This is a genomic window from Pseudomonas sp. YQ_6 (assembly GCF_043103245.1).
GTDB classification, from domain to species: Bacteria; Pseudomonadota; Gammaproteobacteria; order Pseudomonadales; family Pseudomonadaceae; genus Aquipseudomonas; species Aquipseudomonas alloputida.
In genome coordinates, this window is record NZ_JBICJR010000026.1 from 211456 (window position 1) to 233071 (window position 21616).

At 63.8% G+C, this 21616-nt stretch carries 20 protein-coding genes; 13 read left to right on the top strand and 7 right to left on the bottom strand.

All coding sequences use genetic code 11. The features are described 5' to 3' along the window. The first annotated feature begins 37 nt into the window (after positions 1 to 37). The 4 genes from purH (at position 38) to ACF8FG_RS07235 (ending at position 6666) form a co-directional block, all read left to right on the top strand. Positions 38 to 1645, top strand: a complete 1608-nt coding sequence (gene purH, locus ACF8FG_RS07220; RefSeq protein ID WP_014592543.1) for a bifunctional phosphoribosylaminoimidazolecarboxamide formyltransferase/IMP cyclohydrolase — start codon at positions 38 to 40, stop codon at positions 1643 to 1645. Positions 1646 to 1791: 146 nt separating this feature from the next. Then, a complete protein-coding gene (purD, locus tag ACF8FG_RS07225; RefSeq protein WP_003249685.1) occupies positions 1792 to 3087 on the top strand; it encodes a phosphoribosylamine--glycine ligase in 1296 nt (431 codons plus the stop codon). A gap of 135 nt (positions 3088 to 3222) precedes the next feature. Beyond that, positions 3223 to 5994 (top strand): response regulator, encoded by a 2772-nt coding sequence (locus ACF8FG_RS07230; protein ID WP_318077852.1) that lies wholly within the window; start codon positions 3223 to 3225, stop codon positions 5992 to 5994. 75 nt (positions 5995 to 6069) lie between these two features. Beyond that, positions 6070 to 6666, top strand: coding sequence for a MarC family protein (locus tag ACF8FG_RS07235; protein ID WP_014592545.1), 597 nt, complete (start codon positions 6070 to 6072; stop codon positions 6664 to 6666). A gap of 40 nt (positions 6667 to 6706) precedes the next feature. Here the strand turns inward: ACF8FG_RS07235 and ACF8FG_RS07240 are convergent, their stop codons facing one another. From ACF8FG_RS07240 to cobG, 7 genes are all read right to left on the bottom strand, one after another. Further along, the gene (locus tag ACF8FG_RS07240) at positions 6707 to 7363 is read right to left on the bottom strand and encodes a hypothetical protein (protein ID WP_014592546.1); all 657 of its coding nucleotides are present in this window, start codon (positions 7361 to 7363) and stop codon (positions 6707 to 6709) included. After that, positions 7356 to 8045, bottom strand: coding sequence for a hypothetical protein (locus ACF8FG_RS07245; protein WP_318077850.1), 690 nt, complete (start codon positions 8043 to 8045; stop codon positions 7356 to 7358). Before ACF8FG_RS07245 ends, ACF8FG_RS07240 begins: the two co-directional genes overlap by 8 nt. A gap of 51 nt (positions 8046 to 8096) precedes the next feature. After that, on the bottom strand, positions 8097 to 8780 hold the full coding sequence (locus ACF8FG_RS07250) for a hypothetical protein (RefSeq protein WP_014592548.1): 684 nt from the start codon (positions 8778 to 8780) through the stop codon (positions 8097 to 8099). Positions 8781 to 8898: 118 nt separating this feature from the next. Next, positions 8899 to 10596 (bottom strand): precorrin-3B C(17)-methyltransferase, encoded by a 1698-nt coding sequence (gene cobJ, locus ACF8FG_RS07255; protein ID WP_144180693.1) that lies wholly within the window; start codon positions 10594 to 10596, stop codon positions 8899 to 8901. Beyond that, the gene (locus tag ACF8FG_RS07260) at positions 10584 to 11315 is read right to left on the bottom strand and encodes a precorrin-2 C(20)-methyltransferase (RefSeq protein ID WP_144180733.1); all 732 of its coding nucleotides are present in this window, start codon (positions 11313 to 11315) and stop codon (positions 10584 to 10586) included. Before ACF8FG_RS07260 ends, cobJ begins: the two co-directional genes overlap by 13 nt. Continuing rightward, on the bottom strand, positions 11315 to 11941 hold the full coding sequence (locus tag ACF8FG_RS07265; protein WP_014592551.1) for a precorrin-8X methylmutase: 627 nt from the start codon (positions 11939 to 11941) through the stop codon (positions 11315 to 11317). Before ACF8FG_RS07265 ends, ACF8FG_RS07260 begins: the two co-directional genes overlap by 1 nt. Further along, positions 11934 to 13265, bottom strand: coding sequence for a precorrin-3B synthase (cobG, locus tag ACF8FG_RS07270; protein ID WP_172830942.1), 1332 nt, complete (start codon positions 13263 to 13265; stop codon positions 11934 to 11936). The genes ACF8FG_RS07265 and cobG overlap by 8 nt, the downstream gene beginning before the upstream one ends. A 243-nt stretch (positions 13266 to 13508) precedes the next feature. Between cobG and ACF8FG_RS07275 the strand changes: the two genes are divergently transcribed. The 9 genes from ACF8FG_RS07275 (at position 13509) to ACF8FG_RS07315 (ending at position 21600) form a co-directional block, all read left to right on the top strand. Next, complete coding sequence (locus ACF8FG_RS07275) at positions 13509 to 14720, top strand: bifunctional cobalt-precorrin-7 (C(5))-methyltransferase/cobalt-precorrin-6B (C(15))-methyltransferase (protein WP_014592553.1); 1212 nt, start codon at positions 13509 to 13511, stop codon at positions 14718 to 14720. Continuing rightward, on the top strand, positions 14713 to 15807 hold the full coding sequence (locus ACF8FG_RS07280; RefSeq protein WP_019437005.1) for a cobalt-precorrin-5B (C(1))-methyltransferase: 1095 nt from the start codon (positions 14713 to 14715) through the stop codon (positions 15805 to 15807). The genes ACF8FG_RS07275 and ACF8FG_RS07280 overlap by 8 nt, the downstream gene beginning before the upstream one ends. Next, on the top strand, positions 15804 to 16523 hold the full coding sequence (locus tag ACF8FG_RS07285) for a cobalt-precorrin-6A reductase (RefSeq protein WP_014592554.1): 720 nt from the start codon (positions 15804 to 15806) through the stop codon (positions 16521 to 16523). The genes ACF8FG_RS07280 and ACF8FG_RS07285 overlap by 4 nt, the downstream gene beginning before the upstream one ends. Before the next feature lie 128 nt (positions 16524 to 16651). Further along, positions 16652 to 17089, top strand: a complete 438-nt coding sequence (locus ACF8FG_RS07290; RefSeq protein WP_014592555.1) for an NfeD family protein — start codon at positions 16652 to 16654, stop codon at positions 17087 to 17089. A gap of 26 nt (positions 17090 to 17115) precedes the next feature. Further along, a complete protein-coding gene (locus tag ACF8FG_RS07295) occupies positions 17116 to 17970 on the top strand; it encodes an SPFH domain-containing protein (protein ID WP_014592556.1) in 855 nt (284 codons plus the stop codon). A 120-nt stretch (positions 17971 to 18090) separates the two neighbouring features. Beyond that, a complete protein-coding gene (locus ACF8FG_RS07300; RefSeq protein ID WP_144180695.1) occupies positions 18091 to 18480 on the top strand; it encodes a DUF2946 domain-containing protein in 390 nt (129 codons plus the stop codon). A gap of 47 nt (positions 18481 to 18527) precedes the next feature. Beyond that, entirely contained in the window at positions 18528 to 19013 is a 486-nt protein-coding gene (locus ACF8FG_RS07305) for a copper chaperone PCu(A)C (protein ID WP_014592558.1), read from the top strand. A gap of 22 nt (positions 19014 to 19035) precedes the next feature. Beyond that, positions 19036 to 19467, top strand: coding sequence for a DUF2946 domain-containing protein (locus ACF8FG_RS07310; RefSeq protein WP_014754592.1), 432 nt, complete (start codon positions 19036 to 19038; stop codon positions 19465 to 19467). Between the two features lie 66 nt (positions 19468 to 19533). Continuing rightward, a complete protein-coding gene (locus ACF8FG_RS07315; RefSeq protein WP_070384401.1) occupies positions 19534 to 21600 on the top strand; it encodes a TonB-dependent copper receptor in 2067 nt (688 codons plus the stop codon). Positions 21601 to 21616 lie beyond the last annotated feature (16 nt).

Below are 21616 nucleotides of genomic sequence, written 5' to 3' on the forward strand. Positions count from 1 at the left end.
CTTTTTTGCTGACTCCACCGCGTTATTGGAACCCGAAATGACCGACCAGACTACCCGCCTGCCAGTCCGCCGCGCCCTGATCAGCGTCTCCGACAAGACCGGTATCCTCGAATTCGCCCGTGAGCTGCAGCAGCTCGGTGTCGAGATCCTGTCCACCGGCGGCACCTACAAGCTGCTCAAGGACAACGGCGTAAACGCGGTGGAAGTGGCCGACTACACCGGCTTCGCCGAAATGATGGATGGCCGGGTCAAAACCCTGCACCCGAAGATCCACGGCGGTATCCTCGGCCGTCGTGGCACCGACGACGCCATCATGAACGAGCACGGCATCAAGCCGATCGACCTGGTTGCGGTCAACCTGTACCCGTTCGAAGCCACCATTTCCAAGCCTGGCTGTGACCTGCCGACCGCCATCGAGAACATCGACATCGGCGGCCCGACCATGGTCCGTTCGGCAGCCAAGAACCACAAGGACGTGGCCATCGTGGTCAACGCCAGCGACTACGCCGGCATCGTCGAAGGCCTCAAGGCCGGTGGCCTGACCTATGCCCAGCGCTTCGACCTGATGCTCAAGGCGTTCGAGCACACTGCCGCCTACGACGGCATGATCGCCAACTACATGGGCACCATCGACCAGGCCAAGGACACCCTGAGCACTGAGGCGCGCAGCGAATTCCCGCGCACCTTCAACAGCCAGTTCGTCAAGGCACAGGAAATGCGTTATGGCGAGAACCCGCACCAGAGCGCGGCGTTCTATGTAGAAGCCAAGAAAGGCGAAGCCAGCATTTCCACCGCTGTCCAGCTGCAAGGCAAGGAACTGTCATTCAACAACGTGGCCGACACTGACGCCGCGCTGGAATGCGTAAAGAGCTTCGTCAAGCCGGCCTGCGTCATCGTCAAGCACGCCAACCCGTGCGGCGTGGCGGTAGTACCGGAAGACGAAGGCGGCATCCGCAAAGCCTACGACCTGGCCTACGCGACCGACACCGAATCGGCGTTCGGCGGCATCATCGCATTCAACCGTGAACTGGACGGCGAAACCGCCAAGGCCATTGTCGACCGCCAGTTCGTCGAAGTGATCATCGCCCCGAAAATCTCCCAGGCCGCCCGCGAGGTGGTGGCTGCCAAACAGAACGTACGCCTGCTGGAGTGCGGCGAGTGGCCAGCCGAGCGCGCTGCCGGTTGGGACTTCAAGCGCGTCAACGGTGGCCTGCTGGTGCAAAGCCGCGATATCGGCATGATCACCGCCGATGACCTGAAGATCGTCACCAAGCGTGCCCCGACCGAGCAAGAGATCCACGACCTGGTATTCGCCTGGAAAGTGGCCAAGTTCGTCAAGTCCAACGCCATTGTCTACGCCAAGCAGCGCCAGACCATCGGCGTCGGCGCCGGCCAGATGAGCCGCGTCAACTCCGCCCGCATCGCTGCAATCAAGGCCGAGCACGCTGGCCTGCAGGTGCAGGGCGCGGTCATGGCGTCGGATGCATTCTTCCCGTTCCGTGACGGCATCGACAATGCAGCTAAAGTGGGTATCAGCGCCGTGATCCAGCCGGGTGGTTCGATGCGTGATGCTGAAGTCATCGCTGCTGCCGACGAGGCCGGCATCGCGATGGTCTTCACTGGCATGCGTCACTTCCGCCACTAATTACGCGGATCCCGAGGCGAGTCGAGATCCTGTGGGAGCGGGCTTGCCCGCGAATACGATGGTGGATTCACCGCCGCATTCGCGGGCAAGCCCGCTCCCACAGTGTTCGGCGCAAGCCACGGGATCACTTGAATCGAGGTTTTGACATGAAAGTTTTGATCATCGGCAGCGGCGGCCGTGAGCACGCCCTGGCCTGGAAAGTCGCCCAGGACCCACGCGTCGAGAAAGTCTTCGTTGCCCCGGGCAACGCCGGTACCGCCATTGAAGCCAAGTGCGAGAACGTCGCCATCGACGTGTGTGCCCTGGAGCAACTGGCCGACTTCGCCGAGAAAAACGTCGACCTGACCATCGTCGGCCCGGAAGCACCGCTGGTTATCGGCGTGGTCGACCTGTTCCGCAGCCGCGGCCTGGACTGCTTCGGCCCAACCAAGGGCGCGGCCCAGCTGGAAGGCTCCAAGGCCTTCACCAAGGATTTCCTGGCGCGTCACAAGATCCCGACCGCCGACTACCAGAATTTCACCGAGATCGAGCCAGCGCTGGCCTACCTGCAGGAAAAAGGCGCGCCAATCGTGATCAAGGCCGATGGCCTGGCGGCTGGCAAGGGCGTGATCGTCGCCATGACGCTGGAAGAAGCCGAAGCCGCCGTGCGTGACATGCTGGCTGGCAACGCCTTCGGTGAAGCAGGTTCGCGTGTCGTGATCGAAGAGTTTCTCGACGGCGAGGAAGCCAGCTTCATCGTCATGGTCGACGGCCACAATGTGCTGCCCATGGCCACCAGCCAGGACCACAAGCGCGTCGGCGACCAGGATACCGGCCCGAACACGGGCGGCATGGGCGCCTACTCCCCTGCCCCGGTCGTTACCGCCGACGTGCACCAGCGCGTGATGGACCAGGTGATCTGGCCAACCGTGCGCGGCATGGCCGAGGAAGGCAACGTCTACACCGGCTTCCTCTACGCCGGCCTGATGATCGACAAGGCGGGCAACCCCAAGGTCATCGAGTTCAACTGCCGCTTCGGCGACCCGGAAACCCAGCCGGTCATGCTGCGCCTGGAGTCGAGCCTGGTCCTGCTGGTGGAAGCTGCATTCGCCAAGGCACTGGACAAGGTCGAAGCACAGTGGGACCCGCGCCCGAGCCTGGGCGTGGTCCTGGCCGCGGGCGGTTACCCGGGCGACTACGCCAAGGGCGACGTGATCAACGGCCTGGACGCTGCCGCCAAGATCGAAGGCAAGGTATTCCATGCCGGTACTGCGCTCAAGGATGGCAAGGTAACCACCAACGGCGGGCGCGTGCTGTGTGCCACCGCCATGGGCAGCACCGTTGCCGACGCGCAGCAGCAGGCTTATCGCCTGGCCAAGGAAGTCAGCTGGAACGGCAGCTTCTACCGTTCCGACATCGGCTATCGGGCCATCGCCCGCGAGCGCGGTGAGCACCAGCAGTAAGTACTACCGGTATGCCGTAGCGGTTTCAGCCTGCGGCATCCGGCTCGTCGACAGGGCCCGGAATGGGCCTTGCCTTCGACTTGGCGCGCCGCGCATAGTGAGTACCCGGCACATCGGCCAAGAAGGGATTTCGTAGTGCGTCGGCTTCGGATTGCCTCAGCTCTGATCGTCAGCTTGCTGACCCTGCTCTGCATGTTTCCGGCTGCGGCCGAACATGACGGTGGCTGGACCGTTCTGCTCGACGAACAGGCCAACCTGCAACTGAGCGATGTGCGCTCCGAGCGCTATCGCAACCAGTTCAGCCCACTGCCTCTCGCCGACCTTGATGCTGCCCCGGCTGGACAGGCCTTGTGGCTGCACTATCGTCTGGCACCAGGTGACCAGGAGCAACTGCTGCGGGTATTTGCCCCGGACCTTTCTGGCCTGGACCTCTATGCCCTCGAAGGCGAACAACTTCTGCGTCAGCTGCACCACGGGCACCAGGCCGGCAATGCCAGCCCGACCCTGCGAGGCAGCGACCATGTATTGCCCCTGCCCAACAGCAGGCAACCGCTGGACATCTACCTGCGCCTGGTCTCAGAGCACCAGCTGCGTCCGGCCATCAGCCTTGAGCCTGCGGCCGAGGCAGCCTCTGACCAACGCCAGCCGCTGCTGTTCGGCATGCTGTTCGGCGGTCTGATCATGCTGATCATGCACAACCTGATCCGCTTCCTCTACACCCGCTCCAGCACCACCCTGATCCTGGCGCTGTACCACGGCCTGATGCTGCTCAGCGGCCTGATCCTGCTGAACCTCAGCGGCCCTTGGTGGCATGTGTGGCACAGTGCGCAAACGCCTGCCGCCTATCTGACGCTGGTCCTGGCCGGCCTGTCCGGGTTGTATTTCACCCAACATTTCTTTTCGCCGTGCAATTCGCCCCGGCTTAACCGCCTGCTGCAAGGTGAGATGCTGATTGTCGGGCTCAGTGGGCTGGTGCTGCTGTTCATCGATACCCTGCCACTGAACCTGATGACCTACGCCCTGATGGCGCTGGGCAGCGTGAGCATGCTGCTGGTCAGCAGCTACCACTGGTACAAGGGTTATGCACCCGGTCGCCTGTTCAGCCTGGCCATGGTGGTGTTCAACCTCGGAGGCCTGGTACTGCTGCCAGCCCTGCTGGGCCTGACACGCACCTCGACACCCTGGCTGCTGTGTATCCTGCTGGGCCTGACCGTGGTCAGCGGCCTGCTGCTCAACCTGGCGGTCAGTGAACGGCTGCGGCGCATAAGCGAGGAGCGCTTCAGCGCCAGCCGTGCGCTGGCCGCCAGCGATGCAGAAATCAACGCCAAAGCCGAGTTCCTGGCCAAGATCAGCCACGAAATCCGCACCCCGATGAACGGCGTGCTCGGCATGACTGAACTGCTGCTGGGCACACCGCTGTCGGTGAAGCAACGAGATTATGTGCAGACCATCCACAGCGCGGGCAACGAGCTGCTGACGCTGATCAACGAAATTCTGGACATTTCCAAGCTGGAATCCCGGCAGATCGAGCTGGATGATGTGCAGTTCGACCTTAACGCGCTGATCGAAGATTGCCTGAACATCTTCCGCGCCAAGGCCGAGCAACAGAACATCGAGCTGATCAGCTTCACCCAGCCACAAGTACCGCGGGTCATCAGCGGAGACCCGACGCGCCTGCGCCAGGCCTTGTCGAGCCTGCTGGAAAACGCCCTGAAAAACACCGACCAGGGCGAGATCCTGCTGGTGGTTGCGCTTGATCAACGCGGCGAGGTGCCACGCCTGCGTATCGCCGTGCAGGACAGCGGCGAGCCGTTGCCCGCCGCCGACCGTGAAGCCTTGCTGCAGGCCGAGCTGCACAGCCACCACTTCCTTTCCAGCAACAAGCTGGGCGGCCACCTGGGGCTGGTCATCGCCAAACAGCTGATCGGTCTGATGCAGGGCGAGTTCGGCATCAAGAGCAGCACCGGCATGGGCAACACCTTGTGGCTGACCTTGCCGCTGGACCCTTCACGCCTGGAACAGCCACCGGCGGACCTCGACAGCCCGTTGCGCGATGCCCGCGTGCTGGTAGTGGACGACAACGACACGTGCCGCAAGGTGCTTGTACAGCAGTGCAGCGCCTGGGGCATGAACGTCAGCGCGGTGCCGTCCGGCAAGGAGGCTCTGGCCCTTTTGCGCACCAAGGCACACCTGCGCGACTACTTCGACGCGGTGCTGCTGGACCAGAACATGCCCGGCATGACCGGCATGCAGCTGGCCGCCAAGATCAAGGAAGACCCGAGCCTGAACCACGACATCCTGGTGGTGATGCTCACCGGCATCAGCAATGCACCGAGCAAAGTCATCGCGCGCAACGCCGGGGTCAAGCGAATACTGGCCAAGCCGGTGGCTGGTTATACATTGAAGACCACCCTGGCCGAGGAGCTGGCCCAGCGCGGCCGCGAACAGGCGATGCCTGCCAGCCTGCCTGGCATCCCGCAGGCGCTGGACCTGCCAGGCGACTTCCGCGTGCTGGTCGCCGAAGACAACAGCATCTCGACCAAGGTGATCCGCAGCATGCTCGGCAAGCTCAACCTCAAGCCCGATACCGCCTGCAATGGCGAAGAGGCCTTGCAGGCAATGAAAGCGCAGCATTATGACCTGGTGTTGATGGACTGCGAGATGCCGATACTGGACGGTTTCTCGGCCACCCAGCAGTTGCGGGCCTGGGAAGCTGAAAACCAGCGCCAGCGCACGCCGGTGGTGGCACTGACAGCGCACATACTGGCCGAACACAAGGAGCGCGCGCGGCTGGCAGGCATGGACGGACACATGGCCAAGCCGGTGGAGTTGTCGCAGTTGCGTGAGCTGATTCAATACTGGGCCAATCACCGGGAAGCCAAGGTGGACCCGGCACATACGTCCTGACCGATATCCAATGCTCTTGCAGGAGCGGCCTCGCGACACAAGGCTGCGCCGGCATAAACCCAAGGAACACTGCTCATGCTCCATGAGTTGTTCAGCGTCTACCTGAAAATGCTCGTGCTCTACAGCCCGTTCTTCGTGCTGTCGTGTTTCATCAGCCTGACCCGCGGCCACTCCAGCAAGGAGCGCAAGCAACTGGCCTGGAAGGTCGCGTTCGCAGCCTTGGTCGCCAGCGTGATGCTCTACCTGTTCGGGCGCGCGATCTTCGGAATATTCGGCATCACCGCCGATGCCTTCCGCATCGGTGCCGGCAGCGTGCTGTTCATTTCGGCCCTGGGCATGGCCCAGGGCAAGCCGGCGGTACAAGCCGACAACGTGCAGCAGGATGTGACCATCGTCCCGCTGACCATTCCGCTGACCGTTGGCCCCGGTACCATCGGTGCCCTGTTGGTGATGGGGGTGAGCCAGCCACACTGGGATGAAAAACTGCTGGCCATCGTCAGCATTGCCCTGGCCAGCTTCACCGTAGGGCTGGTGCTGTATCTATCGCACGGTATCGAGCGCCTGCTCGGTGACCAGGGTTTGCAAATCGTCAGCCGCCTGATGGGCCTATTCGTCTGCGCCCTGGCAGCACAGATCATCTTTACCGGGATTCGCGGTTACCTGCTGCCCTAGGGGGCAGAGCCTAAGCTGTCCAGATCGGTAGGCCGCAGGCCTACAACTGCAGCTCAAGGATAGCCTTGCCATTTTGCTTGTCGACACTGGCCTGGGCCCGCTTGCGGTAGTCTTCGCGGAACCCCTGCAAGTTGAAGTGGATCACTTCGACACGCATGTCCAGGATTTTTACTTCACTGTTCAACTGCATGAACAGGAAGTCCCTGGAGGTCTTTTTCATCGACATTTCCATGTGGACCAACACCATGTCGATGAAGCCGCTCGACTGCTGTGAGCATGGCAGCAACTGAAAGCGCCCGACCGCTTTGGAGACTGCCCTGGATTCAAACGCGGTCAGTGCCTGGCTGTCATTGCGCAGCGCCTGAAGCGACGACTGGGCAGATTGATAATGACCGGCGGAGCCTTTCTGGCGAACCTGGGCAAGCGCCTGCTCGGCAAGGCTGGCCCTGTCGGGCCCCGGTCGAGTCGCAGTGGGCGCGAGCTTGCCATCAAAGCCCAGAAACGCAAGGTTACGCCAGTAGTTCCTGAACCAGTCCGGCTCCAGGCCTTCGTTAAAGTCCCCCCAGGCTACTTGCTGGGCAAACGCATTGGCCAACAGGATGTCGTCACGGGCTTCGCGGCTAACACCTGGCAAGAATGACAGCAGGCTGCTGTGGACGAGTTTGCCACTGGCGACACCTTGATTGAACTCACTCATTTTCGACTCCTGATGTTGTGGCAAGTTTGACCTGGCTGCGGTACTGCAATTGCTTGACCTTGATAGCATCATGCAAGCCCGGACTTATCGAACTGATCACTTTTTCATGGGTGAAATAATTGGCATCGAACTGCTGAGTGGCATGGGCTCTTGAAAGATTCAGCGGCTGCCACAGCCAATCCATCGCCAGATGCTCTGCTGTGCTAAAGCCCAACTCGGTACTGATGACGCCTGAATCGGCCAGTATCAGGCGCAACTCCATACGCACATGGCTCACGCCTTCATCGTCCGGGGGCCGAACACATTCCGCCCATAACAACTGTTCCATGGCATCGTCTGGTTGGTCGGAGTAGGCGTCGAGGCATCTGGCTACCGGCCCCTGCAGGGCGCTGGGCACACCTGCCAAGAGCTTGGCCCGCAGCATGCTCCACGGTTCACAGGCCACTGCGGTTGCAGCAGGCACGGCGCCGGAATGCAAGGTCGCGACAGTGCAGCCGAAGTTACCCTGAATTCGCAGATAGTCCTTGTGCCAATCAGCGTCCTGAATGGCGTGCCCCTTGTTAGCGGTCAGGTAGGCTGCCAGCTGAACATCCAACAGTGCTTCTGCTCGTGAAGCACTGACATTGTTGTTGATCAATACCAAGCTATTGCCGTTCAACCACAAAGTGTAATTGGCTTGCATCAGTATGCCCTCCAAGCCCGTCGACGCCGTGTCGACAGGCCAACTTCATGGTCAGAGTTCCAGTGCAAGCAGGACCTGCAGGGCATTGTCGTCAAGTTTGGTTTCTACAATGGCGCGAACTTTGTCATATTGGCGCTTATCGAAATTCAACACCGCACCACAAGCAAAGTTGGAAGTACCGTTGCTTTCCCACTTGAACAGCAGATAGTTGGCAGCCTTGTCAGGCTTGGCGTCGGTTTGGATCGCACTGACCAGCATCGCCACTTGGCCGCCGTCCGTCTGCTCGCACTTGGTAAGGCTCAGCCCGGTTCGGTCATCTTCAACCGACCTGCGGTCGAGCAACTCGACGTTTTTGGTGCTGGCGGCCAAGGCTGAAACAACCGTTTTGCCGAGATTGTCCAGGGCGGTTGCCACATCACCAGTGAAAACGCCATATGCCGCCTGCAGGCCCTTGCCCAGCAAGTTGCTGATCTCAAGGCGCATATTGCGTTCAGTGACCTGCTGTACATCGACATTGGTCGGCGCCCAGCCCATCTTGGACATCAGGTAGATGTAGTGTTTGAACCAGAGTTGCGTTTCACGGATAGGGTCATGCTGCTTGTTGGCACCTTGCGTTGCCAGGGCATGACAAGCCTTTGCAGCATCGCGGTTTTGCTCACCCATCAGGTCGGGGAACACGAACAGATTCTTGTCCGGCAGAACCTGAAGCTGCAGCTTCTCTTTATCGGTCGTCATGGGAAAGGTCTCCAGGAAGGGTACGGTCGGAGCCAAATAGCTCCAGCCGCAAACCTACCTACGACCTTTACCTCAATCTGCCACGAAGCAGTTCCTCATCTGCCCGCGCTACCGCCGCTTACGGCTTTGCGCCATACCAGCGCGGGGTATACACCCAAACCCCGCCAGCTGCGCGGTCGAAAGTGCAGGTAGTGGAAGATCCAACCAGCACCATGGTGCGCATGTCGACCATTTCTGGCAGCAGTTCGGCCAAGGTGACTACCTTCAGCGTCTGCCCCGGCCTACCGATGTCACGGCCTAGGACTACAGGCGTATTCCCGTCACGGTGTCGACGCACAACCTCCAGGGCCACACCGAGCTGGTGTGGCCTGGCCTTGGAGATCGGGTTGTAAAAGGCCAGCACCAGGTCGGCCTGGGCAGCCAGGTCCAGGCGTTTTTCAATGATCGACCAGGGCTTGAGGTTGTCCGACAGCGACATCACGCAGAAGTCATGCCCCAGCGGTGCACCTGCCTGGGCGGCGGTTGCCAGCGAGGCTGAAACCCCCGGCAAGATCTGCAGGTCAACGCGATGCCAGGTGGGGTCGCTGGATTCGTGCAATGCTTCGAGCACCGCAGCAGCCATGGCGAAAACGCCCGGGTCACCCGAAGAGACCACCACCACCGAACGGCCTTGGGCCGCCAGTTCGAAGGCATGTCTGGCACGCTGCATCTCTTCGCGGTTGTCGGTGCAGTGCAGCACCTGGTCGCGGCGGAACGGGCCAGCCATGCGCACGTAAGTTTCGTAACCGAGCACATCTTCGGCCTGCGCCAGTTCGGCCTTGACCGCCGGCACCATCAGCTCCGCCGCACCTGGGCCAAGGCCGATGACCGCCAGGCGACCGCGACGGCGGCCGACCTGCGCTACGTCGACCGGGGCAGGCGCCACCGCGACCACGACTTCTTCAAGCGCTATCAACTCGGCATCGGGCACCGCCGCAGCGACCATGCTGGCCACATCGCCAGAGCGGGTAGCGAAGCGCAAGGGGACACCCAGGGCCTGCGCAGCTTCTTGCAACGCGCTGTCGGCCATGGTTCGCTCGTCGGCCAGCACGCAGGCTACCGAGGGCTCGGCAATGCCGGCCTGCTGCAGTGCTGCGCGAATACTGTGCAGATTGCCACCTGCAACGCCCACGACCACCAGGCGCGGGTGGATCAGCAGCTCGTCGCGGTTGGCCGGGCGCGCCTGATGCCCCACATGGATGGTGCGCTGCGCCGCTTCGCTGGCGGGCAACTGCGCCAGCTGCAACCACGGGGCGTTACCTTCGATGCGCACAGACTCACCCGCCAACAGGTCGGATACAAAGCGCTTGCCTTGCTCGATGTCGGCCAATGCATAGCCCTGCGGCGGGTTCAGCAGGCAAGTCCCGAAGCGCAACTCGCCACTGGTAGTGATGGCGGCGGAAACGCCCAGTGCGTCAGCGATTTCGCGTGCCATCACGTTCACCCCGCCGAGGCCTCCGAGCAACGGCACTACCGCACTACCATCCTCGGCCACGGCCAGTACCGGCGGCTCGCTGCCCTTCTCGCTGAGCAGGCTGGCCAGGCTGCGGATGACGATACCCGCGGCGCACAACGCAATGATCGGCGTGTCTTGCTGGTACAACCCGCGCAGGGTATCGCCGAACGACGCGTACGACTGGTCCGCACCCTCGACACGCCCCTCGAGGCCATGGATCGTGGCCTGTGGATAACAGGCCTGGATACGCTGCGCCGTCGCCAGGCTGCCCGGGCCGAGAATGACGATGGCCGGTGCCCTGCGCATGTTCAGCCCTGCCATTTTTCCCCCGGCACGATGATCAGCGAGAAGTAGGGTGACGACTGCGGGTCGACCTGGTCCAGCGGCACGATCTTCTGGTTGGCCATGGTCGCCCGTTCCACATACAGCGCACGCCCATCCAGGCCCAGGTCGGCCAGCACTTCGCGCACCTTGGGGAAGTTGCGCCCAAGTTTCATGATCACCGCTGCATCGGCGTCGGCCAGACGGCGCTTGAGCTCTTCAGCGGGCAACACGCCGGACAACACCGACAGGCTCTGGTTACGGTACACCAGCGGTGCCCCCAGCACCGAAGCGCCACCGAGCATGGAGCAGACACCGGGGATCACTTCTGCCTCGTAGCGCTGCGCCAGGCGGTCATGCAAGTACATGTAGGAGCCATAGAAGAACGGGTCGCCTTCGCAAATCACCGCCACGTCGCGGCCGGCATCCAGGTGCTCGGCCACCTGGACGCTGGCCTCGTCGTAGAAGTCGCTGATCACTTGCTCATAGGACAGCGGCGCCGGCAGCACTTCGGTGGTGACCGGGTAGACCAGCGGCAGCAAGGTCTGCTCGGGCTGCAGGTGCACCTCGATAATGCCGAAGGCATTGCCACGCTTGCCCTTGGCCACGAAGTAGCCGACCACCGGTGCCTCACGCAACAGGCGCAGGGCCTTGAGGGTAATCAGTTCAGGATCGCCAGGGCCCACGCCCAGGCCAAGCAGTCGTCCGCGCGGGGCCATCATTCCACCTCCGTGGCCAGGGCGTTGACCGCCGCGGCGGCCATCGCGCTGCCGCCCAGGCGGCCTTGCATGATCACGAACGGCACGCCACGGCTGTCGGCGGCGAGCATGGCCTTGGACTCGGCAGCCCCGACGAAACCGACCGGGAAACCGAGGATCAGCGCCGGCTTGGGCGCACCGGCGTCGAGCATTTCCAGCAGATAGAACAGCGCGGTAGGGGCATTGCCGATTACCACCACGCTGCCTTCCAGGTGCGGGCGCCACAGCTCCAGGGCTACGGCCGAACGTGTGTTGCCGGCATCTTTGGCCAGGCCCGGCACGCTTGGGTCGCGCAGGGTGCAGATGACTTTGTTGTCGGCTGGCAGGCGGGCCCGGGTGATGCCTTCGGCCACCATGTGCGCATCGCACAGGATCGGCGCGCCGTTAAGCAGCGCCTCGCGCCCGGCCCGGCCGGCACCTTCGGAGAACTGCAGGCCATTGATGGCATCGACCATGCCACAGGCGTGGATCACGCGCACGGCGAGCTTTTCGAGGTCTGCGGGGATCCGCTCGAGTCGGGCTTCCTCGCGGATGATCCGGAAGGAATTGCGATAGATCTCCTGACCATCGCGGATGTAGTCAATCATCAAGGTGCTCCGTCGGCAGGTCGAGCATGGCGCCTGCTTCATTCAAGGTAAGGTCGGTGGCGCGCAGGGCACCGAAACCCGGCTGGCGCGCATCACGCAGGTACAGGTCGTAACGGCCCGGCGAACGGGCCAGCAAGGTGGCCGGGGCAACATGGGCCACGGCGCAGGAACGGGGGCAGCCGGACAGGTGCACGCTGGCAGGCACGCCAGGGCCCAACAACGCGGCCAGGACAACGGCGTCAGCCTTGGTCTCGGCAAGGGCCTTGGCGCAGCCGCTGGCACCGGTGCAGGCGCTGATACGCGCCAGGGGTTCATGGTCGTGGCACAGCAACCCCAACGCAGACAGTTCGGCCAGGGCCTGATCGATGTGCTGCGCTTGCAGGTTGGTCAGCACCAGGCTTTGCCAAGGGCTAAGGCGCATGCTGGCATCGCCCAGTTCACGGGCAATACGTGCGGCGCCACGCAGCATCGCGGGGGTCAGGCGGCCTTGCGGCGGGGCAGCGCCAAGGGCAATACCCTGCGCCTGGGGCAATCTGCCCAACCACGAGGCGCGGTGCGGTTCACGCCGCCAGGTGAGCACGGCAGCATCGCGGCGGATATCCAGGCCGAGCCCAGCGACAAAATCGGCTGTCGGGTACACCTCAAGCAGCTGGCGCATGCGCGTGTGCGTGGGGGATGCCAGATCGAGGAAGTGCTCCAGGACGGCGCGCACCAGCATCAGGCCCTGCGCCAGCGGCACCGCACCGAGCGCCTGGCCCTCTGCCGGGCAACCTGCCAGGCCAAACGCCAGCCAGGTCTGCTGGTCCAGGTGCAGGGGCGACAGCCACAGGTCATGAGGGTGCTCGAGCATCGCCAGGCGCTCGCCTGCATCCAGCTGCACAGCGAACTTGGCCGACAGCTGGTGAAAGCGCGGGGTGCCTTCCAACAGGTCGAGGATCTGCCCGGCCAGCGGCCTGGCGTCCAGCAGCATGAGCGGGTCATGCCCGGCCAGCGGGCTGAGCATCACGTTGCGCACATCGTCACCCGCGGCATCGCGTGGTCCCAGGCCAGCTGCGAGCAGTGCCTCGACCAAAGCGCGATGCTCGCTGCCAATGCCGCGAATCTGCAGGTTGCCACGGTTGGTGGCCTCGATCACGCCGCCAGCAAAGCGCTCGGCCGCCGCCGCCACGGCTTCGGCCTGCTCGGCCAGCAGCAGGCCACCCGGCAGCTTGATACGGCAGATGCCGCCATCACGGGCACTGACGATACGCCACAACCCCGGGCAGGCCGAGGGACGAGGGATGACAGTGGGGGCTTCGGCCTGGGTCAATGGGGTGTCCGGCAATCTGTGAAAGTGCGCTTGAGTGTAGAAGGCGCGGTATTATGCCTGCTTTGTCCGGTGGCATGAAAAGCCGGTGGTCGAGCATCCTCGGCGATTAAGTAGAAATTCAGGACCGCGTCGCCTTCTTCGCGGGCTCGCCCGCTTCCACAGGATCACTGCAGGCTGCACAGGCTGCCCGGTATCTGTAGGAGCGGGCTTGCCCGCGAAGGGGCGCGAAGCGGCCCCAAAAATGGCGGATCGAAATACATGACACCCTGGCTGACAGTAGTAGGCATCGGCGAAGACGGCTTCAGCGGCCTGGGCAAACAGGCCCGGCGCGCCCTGCTGGGCGCTGGGCGGGTCTTCGGCAGCCCGCGCCAGCTGGCCTTGCTGCCACGTTGCGTGACCGCTGAACAGCTGGCCTGGCCCAGCCCGTTCTCGTTGGCCCCGGTGTTGAACCTGCGCGGCGAGCCGGTGTGCGTACTGGCCAGCGGTGACCCTATGTTCTACGGCGTCGGCGCCAGCCTGGCGCGCCAGGTGCCTGCTGCAGAAATGCGCGTGCTGTCGATGCCCTCTTCCAGCGCCCTGGCCGCTGCCCGCCTGGGCTGGCCGCTGCAGGACCTGCAGGTGGTGTCGCTGGTGGCCCGCCCCCTGGCGGCGCTCAATGCCCACTTGTACAGCGGCATGCGCCTGCTGGTGCTGAGCAACGATGGCGACAGCCCGGCGGCAATTGCCGCGCAGCTGCGCGAGCACGGCTTCGGCCCAAGCCGCCTGCAGGTGTTCGAGCACTTGGGGGGCGTGGACGAACGTGCACTGGCCGGCACCGCCCAGGACTGGCCGCACACCGGTATCGCGGCGCTCAACCTGGTCGCCATCGAATGCCTGGCTACACCGGATGCCCCCCGCCAGCACCGGCTGGCCGGGTTGCCGGACGCCGCATTCCGGCACGATGGCCAGTTGACCAAGCGTGATGTCCGCGCCATCACTCTGGCGCGCCTGGCACCGCAGCCTGGCGAACTGTTGTGGGATGTGGGCGCGGGTTGCGGCTCGATCGGCATCGAATGGATGCGCGCCCATCCGTCATGCCGTGCCCTGGCCATCGAGGCCGACGAAGGTCGCCAGGGTTTGATTGAGCATAACCGCGATGCACTGGGTGTACCCGGCCTGCAACTGGTTCGCGGCCAAGCGCCAGCGGCGCTGCAAGGCCTGGAACAACCGGATGCGATCTTCATCGGAGGCGGCGTTACCCGCACAGGTGTACTGGACCTGTGCTGGGCAAGCCTGCGCCCCGGCGGCCGCCTGGTGGCCAACGCCGTCACCCTGCAAAGCGAACTGACCCTGGCGCACTTTCGCGAACAGCACGGTGGTGAGCTGACCCGTATCCATGTCGCTCATGCCCAGCCCTTGGGTGCGTTCGACACCTGGCGCCAGGCGCTGCCGATCACCCTTCTGGAAGTGCTGAAACCCGCCGATGCGTGAAGAAACCCGCGAACAGCCCGCGCCTCTGCGCAGCGGCCTTACCACCGGCAGCTGCGCCACCGCCACCAGCCTGGCAGCGGCCAAGCTGCTGCTCACCGGGCAGCGTGATGATGCAGTGGACATCACCCTGCCCAAAGGCAAGGTTGTGCAGATGCGCCTGGAATTCTGCCGCCTGATCGGCGAGTGCGCCGAGGCCGGCACCCTTAAGGATGCGGGTGACGACCCGGACGTGACCCACGGGGCCCTGCTCTATAGCCAGGTGCGCCTGCTGGCAGAACCTGGCATTGGTTTTGTCGCCGGCAGCGGCGTGGGCACGGTGACCCGGCCGGGGCTGGTGCTGGCGGTGGGTGAACCGGCCATCAACCCGGTGCCTCGGCGCATGATCAGTGAACACCTGCAACACCTTGCCGACGCGTGCGGCTACCTTGGCGGCTTCGAGGTCACGGTCAATGTGCAAGGTGGTGAGCAACTGGCCCTGAAAACCATGAACCCGCGTCTGGGCATTCTCGGTGGGCTGTCGATCCTCGGCACCAGCGGCATCGTGCGGCCGTTCTCCTGCGCGGCCTACATTGCCTCGATCCACCAAGGCATCGACGTGGCCCACACCAATGGCTACACGCACATAGCCGCGTGCACCGGCAATGCCAGCGAAGACACCATGCGCCGCGTCTACGGTCTGCCGGAAATCGCCCTGATCGAAATGGGCGATTTCGTCGGCGCGGTGCTCAAGCACCTGCGCAAGGTACCGGTGCCGCGCCTGACCCTGTGCGGCGGCTTCGGCAAGATCAGCAAACTGGCCGCCGGGCACATGGACCTGCACAGCCGTCACTCCAGCATCGACTTGCCGCAACTGGCAGGTTGGGCCGCAGACATTGGCGCTGACGAGGCGTTGCAGGCTGCCATCAGCAGCGCCAACACCAGCCAGCAAGCGCTCGCCCTGGCTCATGCGGCCGGCATTGCCCTGGGTGACGCGGTGTGTGCCCACGCCCTGGCCTTCGCCCGTAGCGTCGTGCCGGCGCAGGTGCACGTGGAAGTGTTCGCCATCGACCGCCAAGGCGGCATCGTCGGCCAGGCGGGTGTGCAATGACTGCGCGCATCCTGTTGCTGGGGGGGGTCACTGAAGCCCTGGCTATCGCCCGCCGGCTCGGGCCTCGACATGTCTACAGCCTGGCCGGTATCGGCCGCGTGCCGCAGGGCTTGGAATGCCAGGTGCGGGTCGGGGGCTATGGCGGTGTCGAGGGCCTGACCCGCTACCTGCGCGAAGCGGGCATCACCCTGCTGATCGACGCCACCCATCCCTATGCCGCGCAAATCAGCCGCAATGCCGCCAGCGCCGCACGCAACGCCGGCATCCCGTGCTGGGCCTTGCGCCGCCCCGCCTGGCAGGCGCAAGCGGGGGACGACTGGCGAGAAGTCGAGGATTGGGCAGGGTTGATCGAAACACTGAAGCCGTTCCGCAGGCCACTGTTCACGCTAGGACGCGAGCCGCTGCAGCACCTGGACGAGATTCCGCCAGAGCAGTTCTGGACCTTGCGTGCGCTGGAGGCGTGCCCTGGCAACGAGCGCTGTGAAGTGATTGGCGCACGTGGGCCGTTCCATATCGAGGATGAGCGGGCGTTGTTCCAGCGCCGCCACATCGATGTGTTGATCAGCAAGAACAGCGGCAGTGTGGCGACCGAGCCGAAGCTGGAAGTGGCGCGGGAGCTTGGCGTGCCGGTGCTCGTCCTGAAACGTCCGACACTACCGGAGGTGGACCGGACATTCGACTCACTGGTGGACCTGGCAACAGCGCTCGCCCTCTAGGCGCTGCCCTTTCCCGACACAAAGGCACTCCTACAAAGACTTCAGACTTTTCTTCCAACCAACCCAGTGGCCCGTTGCCGCTCTGCTGCCTTAAACTCGACGCCCCTCCCCCGGAAGGTTTCACCCATATGGAAATGCAATGGTGGATCTGGCTGGTCTTCGGCATCGCGCTGATCCTGCTTGAACTGGTCCTGCCAACGTTCTTCATACTCTGGTTCGGCATCGGCGCCGTGCTGGTCTCGCTGATCTCGCTCGCCGCACCCAGCCTGCAACTGGACATGCAGGTCCTGCTGTGGGTACTGCTATCGTCGGCCACCACCGTACTGTGGTTCAAAGTGTTCCGGCGCAAGCAACCGGATGTGCGCTGGACTGCCGACAGCGTGATCGGCGAAGTGGGCCTGCTGACCGCTCCCGTGTCGGAGTTCCAGAAAGGCCGCGTACGCTTTCAGAAGCCGATCCTCGGCAACGAAGAATGGACCTGCGTCGCCGATAGCCAGATCGCCGTCGGCGAGCGGGTACGCCTGACCGCCATTGAGGGGAACACCGCCCGCGTTATCCGGGCCTGAATCCGCATTAAAAGGAATTTTGCAACATGACCAGCCTCATCGTCGTCGGCGCCATCGCCCTGTTCGTCCTGATCACCGTGTTCAAGGGGGTGCGCATCGTGCCCCAGGGCGAGGAGTGGATCGTCGAGCGCCTGGGCCGCTACCACAGCACCCTCAAGCCGGGCTTGAACATTGTCATCCCCTACATGGACGTGGTCGCCTACCGCCTGCCGACCAAGGACATCATCCTCGATGTGCAGCAGCAGGAAATCATCACCAAAGACAACGCGGTAATCGTCGCCAACGCCCTGTGTTTCGCCAAGGTAGTCGACCCGCAGAAAGCCTCGTATGGCGTGCAGGACTTCTCGTTCGCCGTCACCAGCCTGACCATGACCTCGCTGCGCGCCATCGTCGGTGCAATGGACCTCGACGAGGCGCTATCCAGCCGCGAGCAGATCAAGGCTCGTCTGCGCGATGCAATGTCCGAGCAGACCGAAGACTGGGGCGTGACCGTACGCTCGGTGGAGATTCAAGACATCAAACCTTCGGAAAACATGCAGCTGGCCATGGAACGCCAGGCCGCGGCCGAACGTGAGCGCAAGGCCGACGTTACCCGCGCCGAAGGGGCCAAGCAGGCGGCGATCCTCGAAGCAGAAGCGCGCCTGCAGGCGGCCAGGCTGGATGCCGAGGCACAGATCAGCCTGGCCGAGGCCTCGGCGCGCTCGATTTCGCTGGTGAAGGAAGCGGTGGGCAACGAGACCGTACCGGCGATGTACCTATTGGGCGAACGCTATGTGGGCGCGATGGAGAACCTGGCGGGGAGCAGCAATGCCAAGGTGGTGGTGTTGCCCGCGGATCTGCAGGAGACCGTGCGTGGGCTTATGGGGCGCGGCAAGGCTTGAAAATGCTGGGGGCGCTTTGCGCCCCATTACCAGACCACCTGCGTCACTTCACCGCACCCCGGCATTTTTACCTATACTCCGCCGTACAATAGCCACCACGATTCCTGACCGGATCTCTCCATGCCCCCACGTCGGCACATTGCCTGGATAGCCTGCCTTGCAGTGCTGTTCAACCTGCTGGCCATGCCGCTGTCTTCTGCTGCGCCCAAGGGCCCGGCCGAGCAGTTGCTGTGGGGGGCTTTCTGTTCCAGCATGGCCAACAAGGCCAACGTCGACGTTCAGGCCCTGGCCAAGATCGACCTAGGCCCGCAAAGTGACGACAGCGTCGGCATGATGAACTGCTGGTGCTGCTCCGGTGCCGTGCCGCTGCTGGCCCTGCCCGGCTACCCGCCACAGTTGCACAACCCGCCGACACTGCTCAGCGGGCTGCTGCCGCCACCTGCCAAGTACACACCCACGCCCCGCCAGCTCTGGCCTGGGCTAAACCCTCGTGCCTCTCCACTAGCCTGAGTTCATCATGCTGTCTGCCTGAACCAGAACGGAAACGGAGATTCACCATGCTCAAGCACGCCCTCGTCATGGCCGCCCTGCTGCTGCCGGGCGCCTTTGCCAATGCCCACGAATACAGCGTGGGTGACCTGCACATTGCCCACCCGTGGTCGCTGCAGTTGCCACCCAACGCGCCTAACGTCGCCGCGTATTTCGTGGTGCACAACAATGGCCAGGCTGATGACCGCCTGCTCAGCGTCGACAGCCCCATCAGCGATGATGCGCAACTGCATGAGCATGCCATGAGCGCCACTGGCGCCATGAAGATGCAACAGGTGCCCAGCGTGGTAGTGCCTGCCGGCAAGGACCTGACCTTTGCCCCCGGTGCCTACCATGTGATGCTGATGCAGCCCAAGGACCGTAGCCTGCTCAGCGAAGGCAAACGCTTCCCGTTGACCCTGCACTTCGAAAAGGCCGGCGACATCACCGTCGAAGTGGCCGTGCAGAAGCAGGCGCCTGCGGACCAGCCGCAAGCCCACGAACACGCGCACTGATACCTGCTGACAGGCACGCGCCATGAGCCTGCCGCGCCACAGCATCGGCCGTACCACCCGCCCTGACCTCAGGCGCGCCGGTGGCGGATGGCTGAGCCTGTTCGCCATGTGGATGATCTTCATCGGCCCGCTGATTTCCCAGTCGATGCCGATGGACCACCACGCGGGCATGAACATGCCGATGGACATGCCGATGGCGGCTGCCCATCAGCATGGCGGCGACGCCCATCACGGCCACGGCGGCGATGGCCAGTTGCATGTGATGTGGGAAAAGTGCGGTTACTGCAGCCTGTTGTTCAACTGCCCGGCCCTGCCCCAGGCCCTCAGCCCGCTCAGCGCCGGCAGCATCGTCCCCACCACCCACCTGCTTGCGCCAACGCACCAGGGCCATGCCCGGCAGGCTGTATTCCCTGGTGCGCGCAGCCGCGCCCCGCCTTCTTCGATCAACGTCTGAAACCACATTTTGCGCACGAAGCCAGGAGGCTTCGCGCTAACTCATGACTGATCGACTGGAATCATTATGTCCGGCTGCACCCCTGTTTTTGCCTTGTCCCTGCGTGGGACCATCGCCGCCCTGTGCGGCTCGCTGCTCGCGCCCATGGCCCTGGCCGCCGACCCTGGCCATGAAGACCATATGCACGACGCACCCGAGCTGAGCCCGACGGTGATCACCGCCGTGGCCCCGAGTTCGCCGCTGACCGTGGTCACCAACCCGAAAGACCCGCGCCAGCCAGTGCCGGCCAGCGACGGCGCCGACTACCTGAAGACCATCCCCGGCTTCTCGGCGATCCGTGCCGGCGGCACCAACGGCGACCCGGTATTGCGCGGCATGTTCGGCTCGCGCCTGAACATCCTCACCAACGGTGGCCTGATGCTTGGAGCCTGCCCCAATCGCATGGACGCGCCCACGTCCTATATTTCGCCAGAAACCTACGACCGCCTGACCGTGATCAAAGGCCCGCAGAGCGTCATCTGGGGGCCCGGCGGCTCGGCAGGCACCATCCTTTTCGAGCGCGAACCGGAGAAATTCGGCACCCTCGGCAGCCGCGTCAACGCAAGCCTGCTGGCCGGCTCCAACGGCCGTTTCGACAAGGTACTGGATGCCGCTGCCGGCAACAGTCAGGCCTATGCCCGCTTCGTCGGCAACCAGTCACGCTCGGACGACTACCACGACGGCAACGACGACACCGTGCCGTCGCGCTGGGAGAAGTGGAACGGCGATGTCGCCCTCGGCTGGACACCCGACCAGGACACCTTGCTGGAACTGACTGCCGGCAAGGGTGATGGCGAAGCCCGCTACGCCGGGCGCGGCATGGACGGCTCGCAGTTCAAGCGCGAAAGCCTGGGCCTGCGCTTTGAAAAGTCCAACCTCGGCGAGGTGCTGGACAAGGTCGAGGCGCAGGTCTACTACAACTACGCCGACCATGTGATGGATAACTACAGCCTGCGCACGCCGTCGGGTAGCGGCATGATGGGCATGCCGATGGTCAGCAACGTCGACCGCCGCACCATGGGCGCACGCATCAAAGCCACCTGGCGCTGGGCCGACGTGCAGCTGATCAGCGGCATAGACGCGCAAACCAACGAACATCGCCAGCGTGGCGGTATGGGTGTGGACGCACACAAGGGCCAGGCCTGGACCAAGGACGCTGACTTCCACAACTACGGCGCCTTCAGCGAACTGACCTGGTACGTCAGCGGCGAGGACCGCTTGATAACCGGCGCCCGCCTGGACCGCGCCTCGGCGCGTGACTTCCGCAAAACCAGCGCCACCAGAGGCGACACCCGTGCCGACACCCTGCCGAGCGGCTTCATCCGCTACGAGCACGACCTGGCAGCCATTGCGGCCACCACCTACATCGGCCTCGGCCACGCCCAGCGCTTCCCCGACTACTGGGAGCTGTTCTCACCCAAGCTGGCACCCGCCGGGGCAGCCAACGCCTTCGACGGCATCAAGCCAGAGAAAACCACCCAGCTCGACTTCGGCATCCAGTACCGCACCGAGCGCCTGGAGGCCTGGGCTTCGGGCTATGTCGGGCAGATTCGCGACTACATCCTGTTCGACTACCGCACCGGCATGATGGGCATGAGCACCTCGCAGGCGCAGAACATCGACGCCCGCATCATGGGTGGCGAACTGGGCGCCGCCTACCAGCTGACTGACAACTGGAAGGCCGACGCCACGCTTGCCTACGCTTGGGGCAAGAACAGCAGTGACGGCAAGGCGCTACCTCAAATGCCTCCCCTGGAAAGCCGCCTGGGCCTGACCTACAGCCGCGATGCGTGGAGCGTCGGCGCACTGTGGCGGCTGGTGGCGGCACAGAACCGCATTGCCGAAAACCAAGGGAACGTCGTCGGCAAGGACTACGACAAGAGCGCCGGCTTCGGCGTGTTCTCCCTGAACGGCGCCTACAAGGTGAACAACAACCTCAAGCTAAGCGCAGGGGTCGACAACCTGTTCGACAAAACCTACGCCGAGCACTTGAACCTGGCCGGGAACGCCGGGTTCGGCTACCCGGCTACAGATCCACAGCCGGTCAACGAGCCAGGCAGGACCTTCTGGACCAAGGTCGACTTCAGCTTCTGACAACAACGGGCGCAGC

Coding starts and splice junctions, on each gene's coding strand:
- purH (WP_014592543.1), top strand. CDS start 38: ATGACCGACCAGACTACCCGCCTGCCAGTCCGCCGCGCCCTGATCAGC.
- purD (WP_003249685.1), top strand. CDS start 1,792: ATGAAAGTTTTGATCATCGGCAGCGGCGGCCGTGAGCACGCCCTGGCC.
- ACF8FG_RS07235 (WP_014592545.1), top strand. CDS start 6,070: ATGCTCCATGAGTTGTTCAGCGTCTACCTGAAAATGCTCGTGCTCTAC.
- ACF8FG_RS07240 (WP_014592546.1), bottom strand. CDS start 7,363: ATGAGTGAGTTCAATCAAGGTGTCGCCAGTGGCAAACTCGTCCACAGC.
- ACF8FG_RS07245 (WP_318077850.1), bottom strand. CDS start 8,045: ATGCAAGCCAATTACACTTTGTGGTTGAACGGCAATAGCTTGGTATTG.
- ACF8FG_RS07250 (WP_014592548.1), bottom strand. CDS start 8,780: ATGACGACCGATAAAGAGAAGCTGCAGCTTCAGGTTCTGCCGGACAAG.
- cobJ (WP_144180693.1), bottom strand. CDS start 10,596: ATGGCAGGGCTGAACATGCGCAGGGCACCGGCCATCGTCATTCTCGGC.
- ACF8FG_RS07260 (WP_144180733.1), bottom strand. CDS start 11,315: ATGGCCCCGCGCGGACGACTGCTTGGCCTGGGCGTGGGCCCTGGCGAT.
- ACF8FG_RS07265 (WP_014592551.1), bottom strand. CDS start 11,941: ATGATTGACTACATCCGCGATGGTCAGGAGATCTATCGCAATTCCTTC.
- ACF8FG_RS07275 (WP_014592553.1), top strand. CDS start 13,509: ATGACACCCTGGCTGACAGTAGTAGGCATCGGCGAAGACGGCTTCAGC.
- ACF8FG_RS07280 (WP_019437005.1), top strand. CDS start 14,713: ATGCGTGAAGAAACCCGCGAACAGCCCGCGCCTCTGCGCAGCGGCCTT.
- ACF8FG_RS07285 (WP_014592554.1), top strand. CDS start 15,804: ATGACTGCGCGCATCCTGTTGCTGGGGGGGGTCACTGAAGCCCTGGCT.
- ACF8FG_RS07290 (WP_014592555.1), top strand. CDS start 16,652: ATGGAAATGCAATGGTGGATCTGGCTGGTCTTCGGCATCGCGCTGATC.
- ACF8FG_RS07295 (WP_014592556.1), top strand. CDS start 17,116: ATGACCAGCCTCATCGTCGTCGGCGCCATCGCCCTGTTCGTCCTGATC.
- ACF8FG_RS07300 (WP_144180695.1), top strand. CDS start 18,091: ATGCCCCCACGTCGGCACATTGCCTGGATAGCCTGCCTTGCAGTGCTG.
- ACF8FG_RS07305 (WP_014592558.1), top strand. CDS start 18,528: ATGCTCAAGCACGCCCTCGTCATGGCCGCCCTGCTGCTGCCGGGCGCC.
- ACF8FG_RS07310 (WP_014754592.1), top strand. CDS start 19,036: ATGAGCCTGCCGCGCCACAGCATCGGCCGTACCACCCGCCCTGACCTC.
- ACF8FG_RS07315 (WP_070384401.1), top strand. CDS start 19,534: ATGTCCGGCTGCACCCCTGTTTTTGCCTTGTCCCTGCGTGGGACCATC.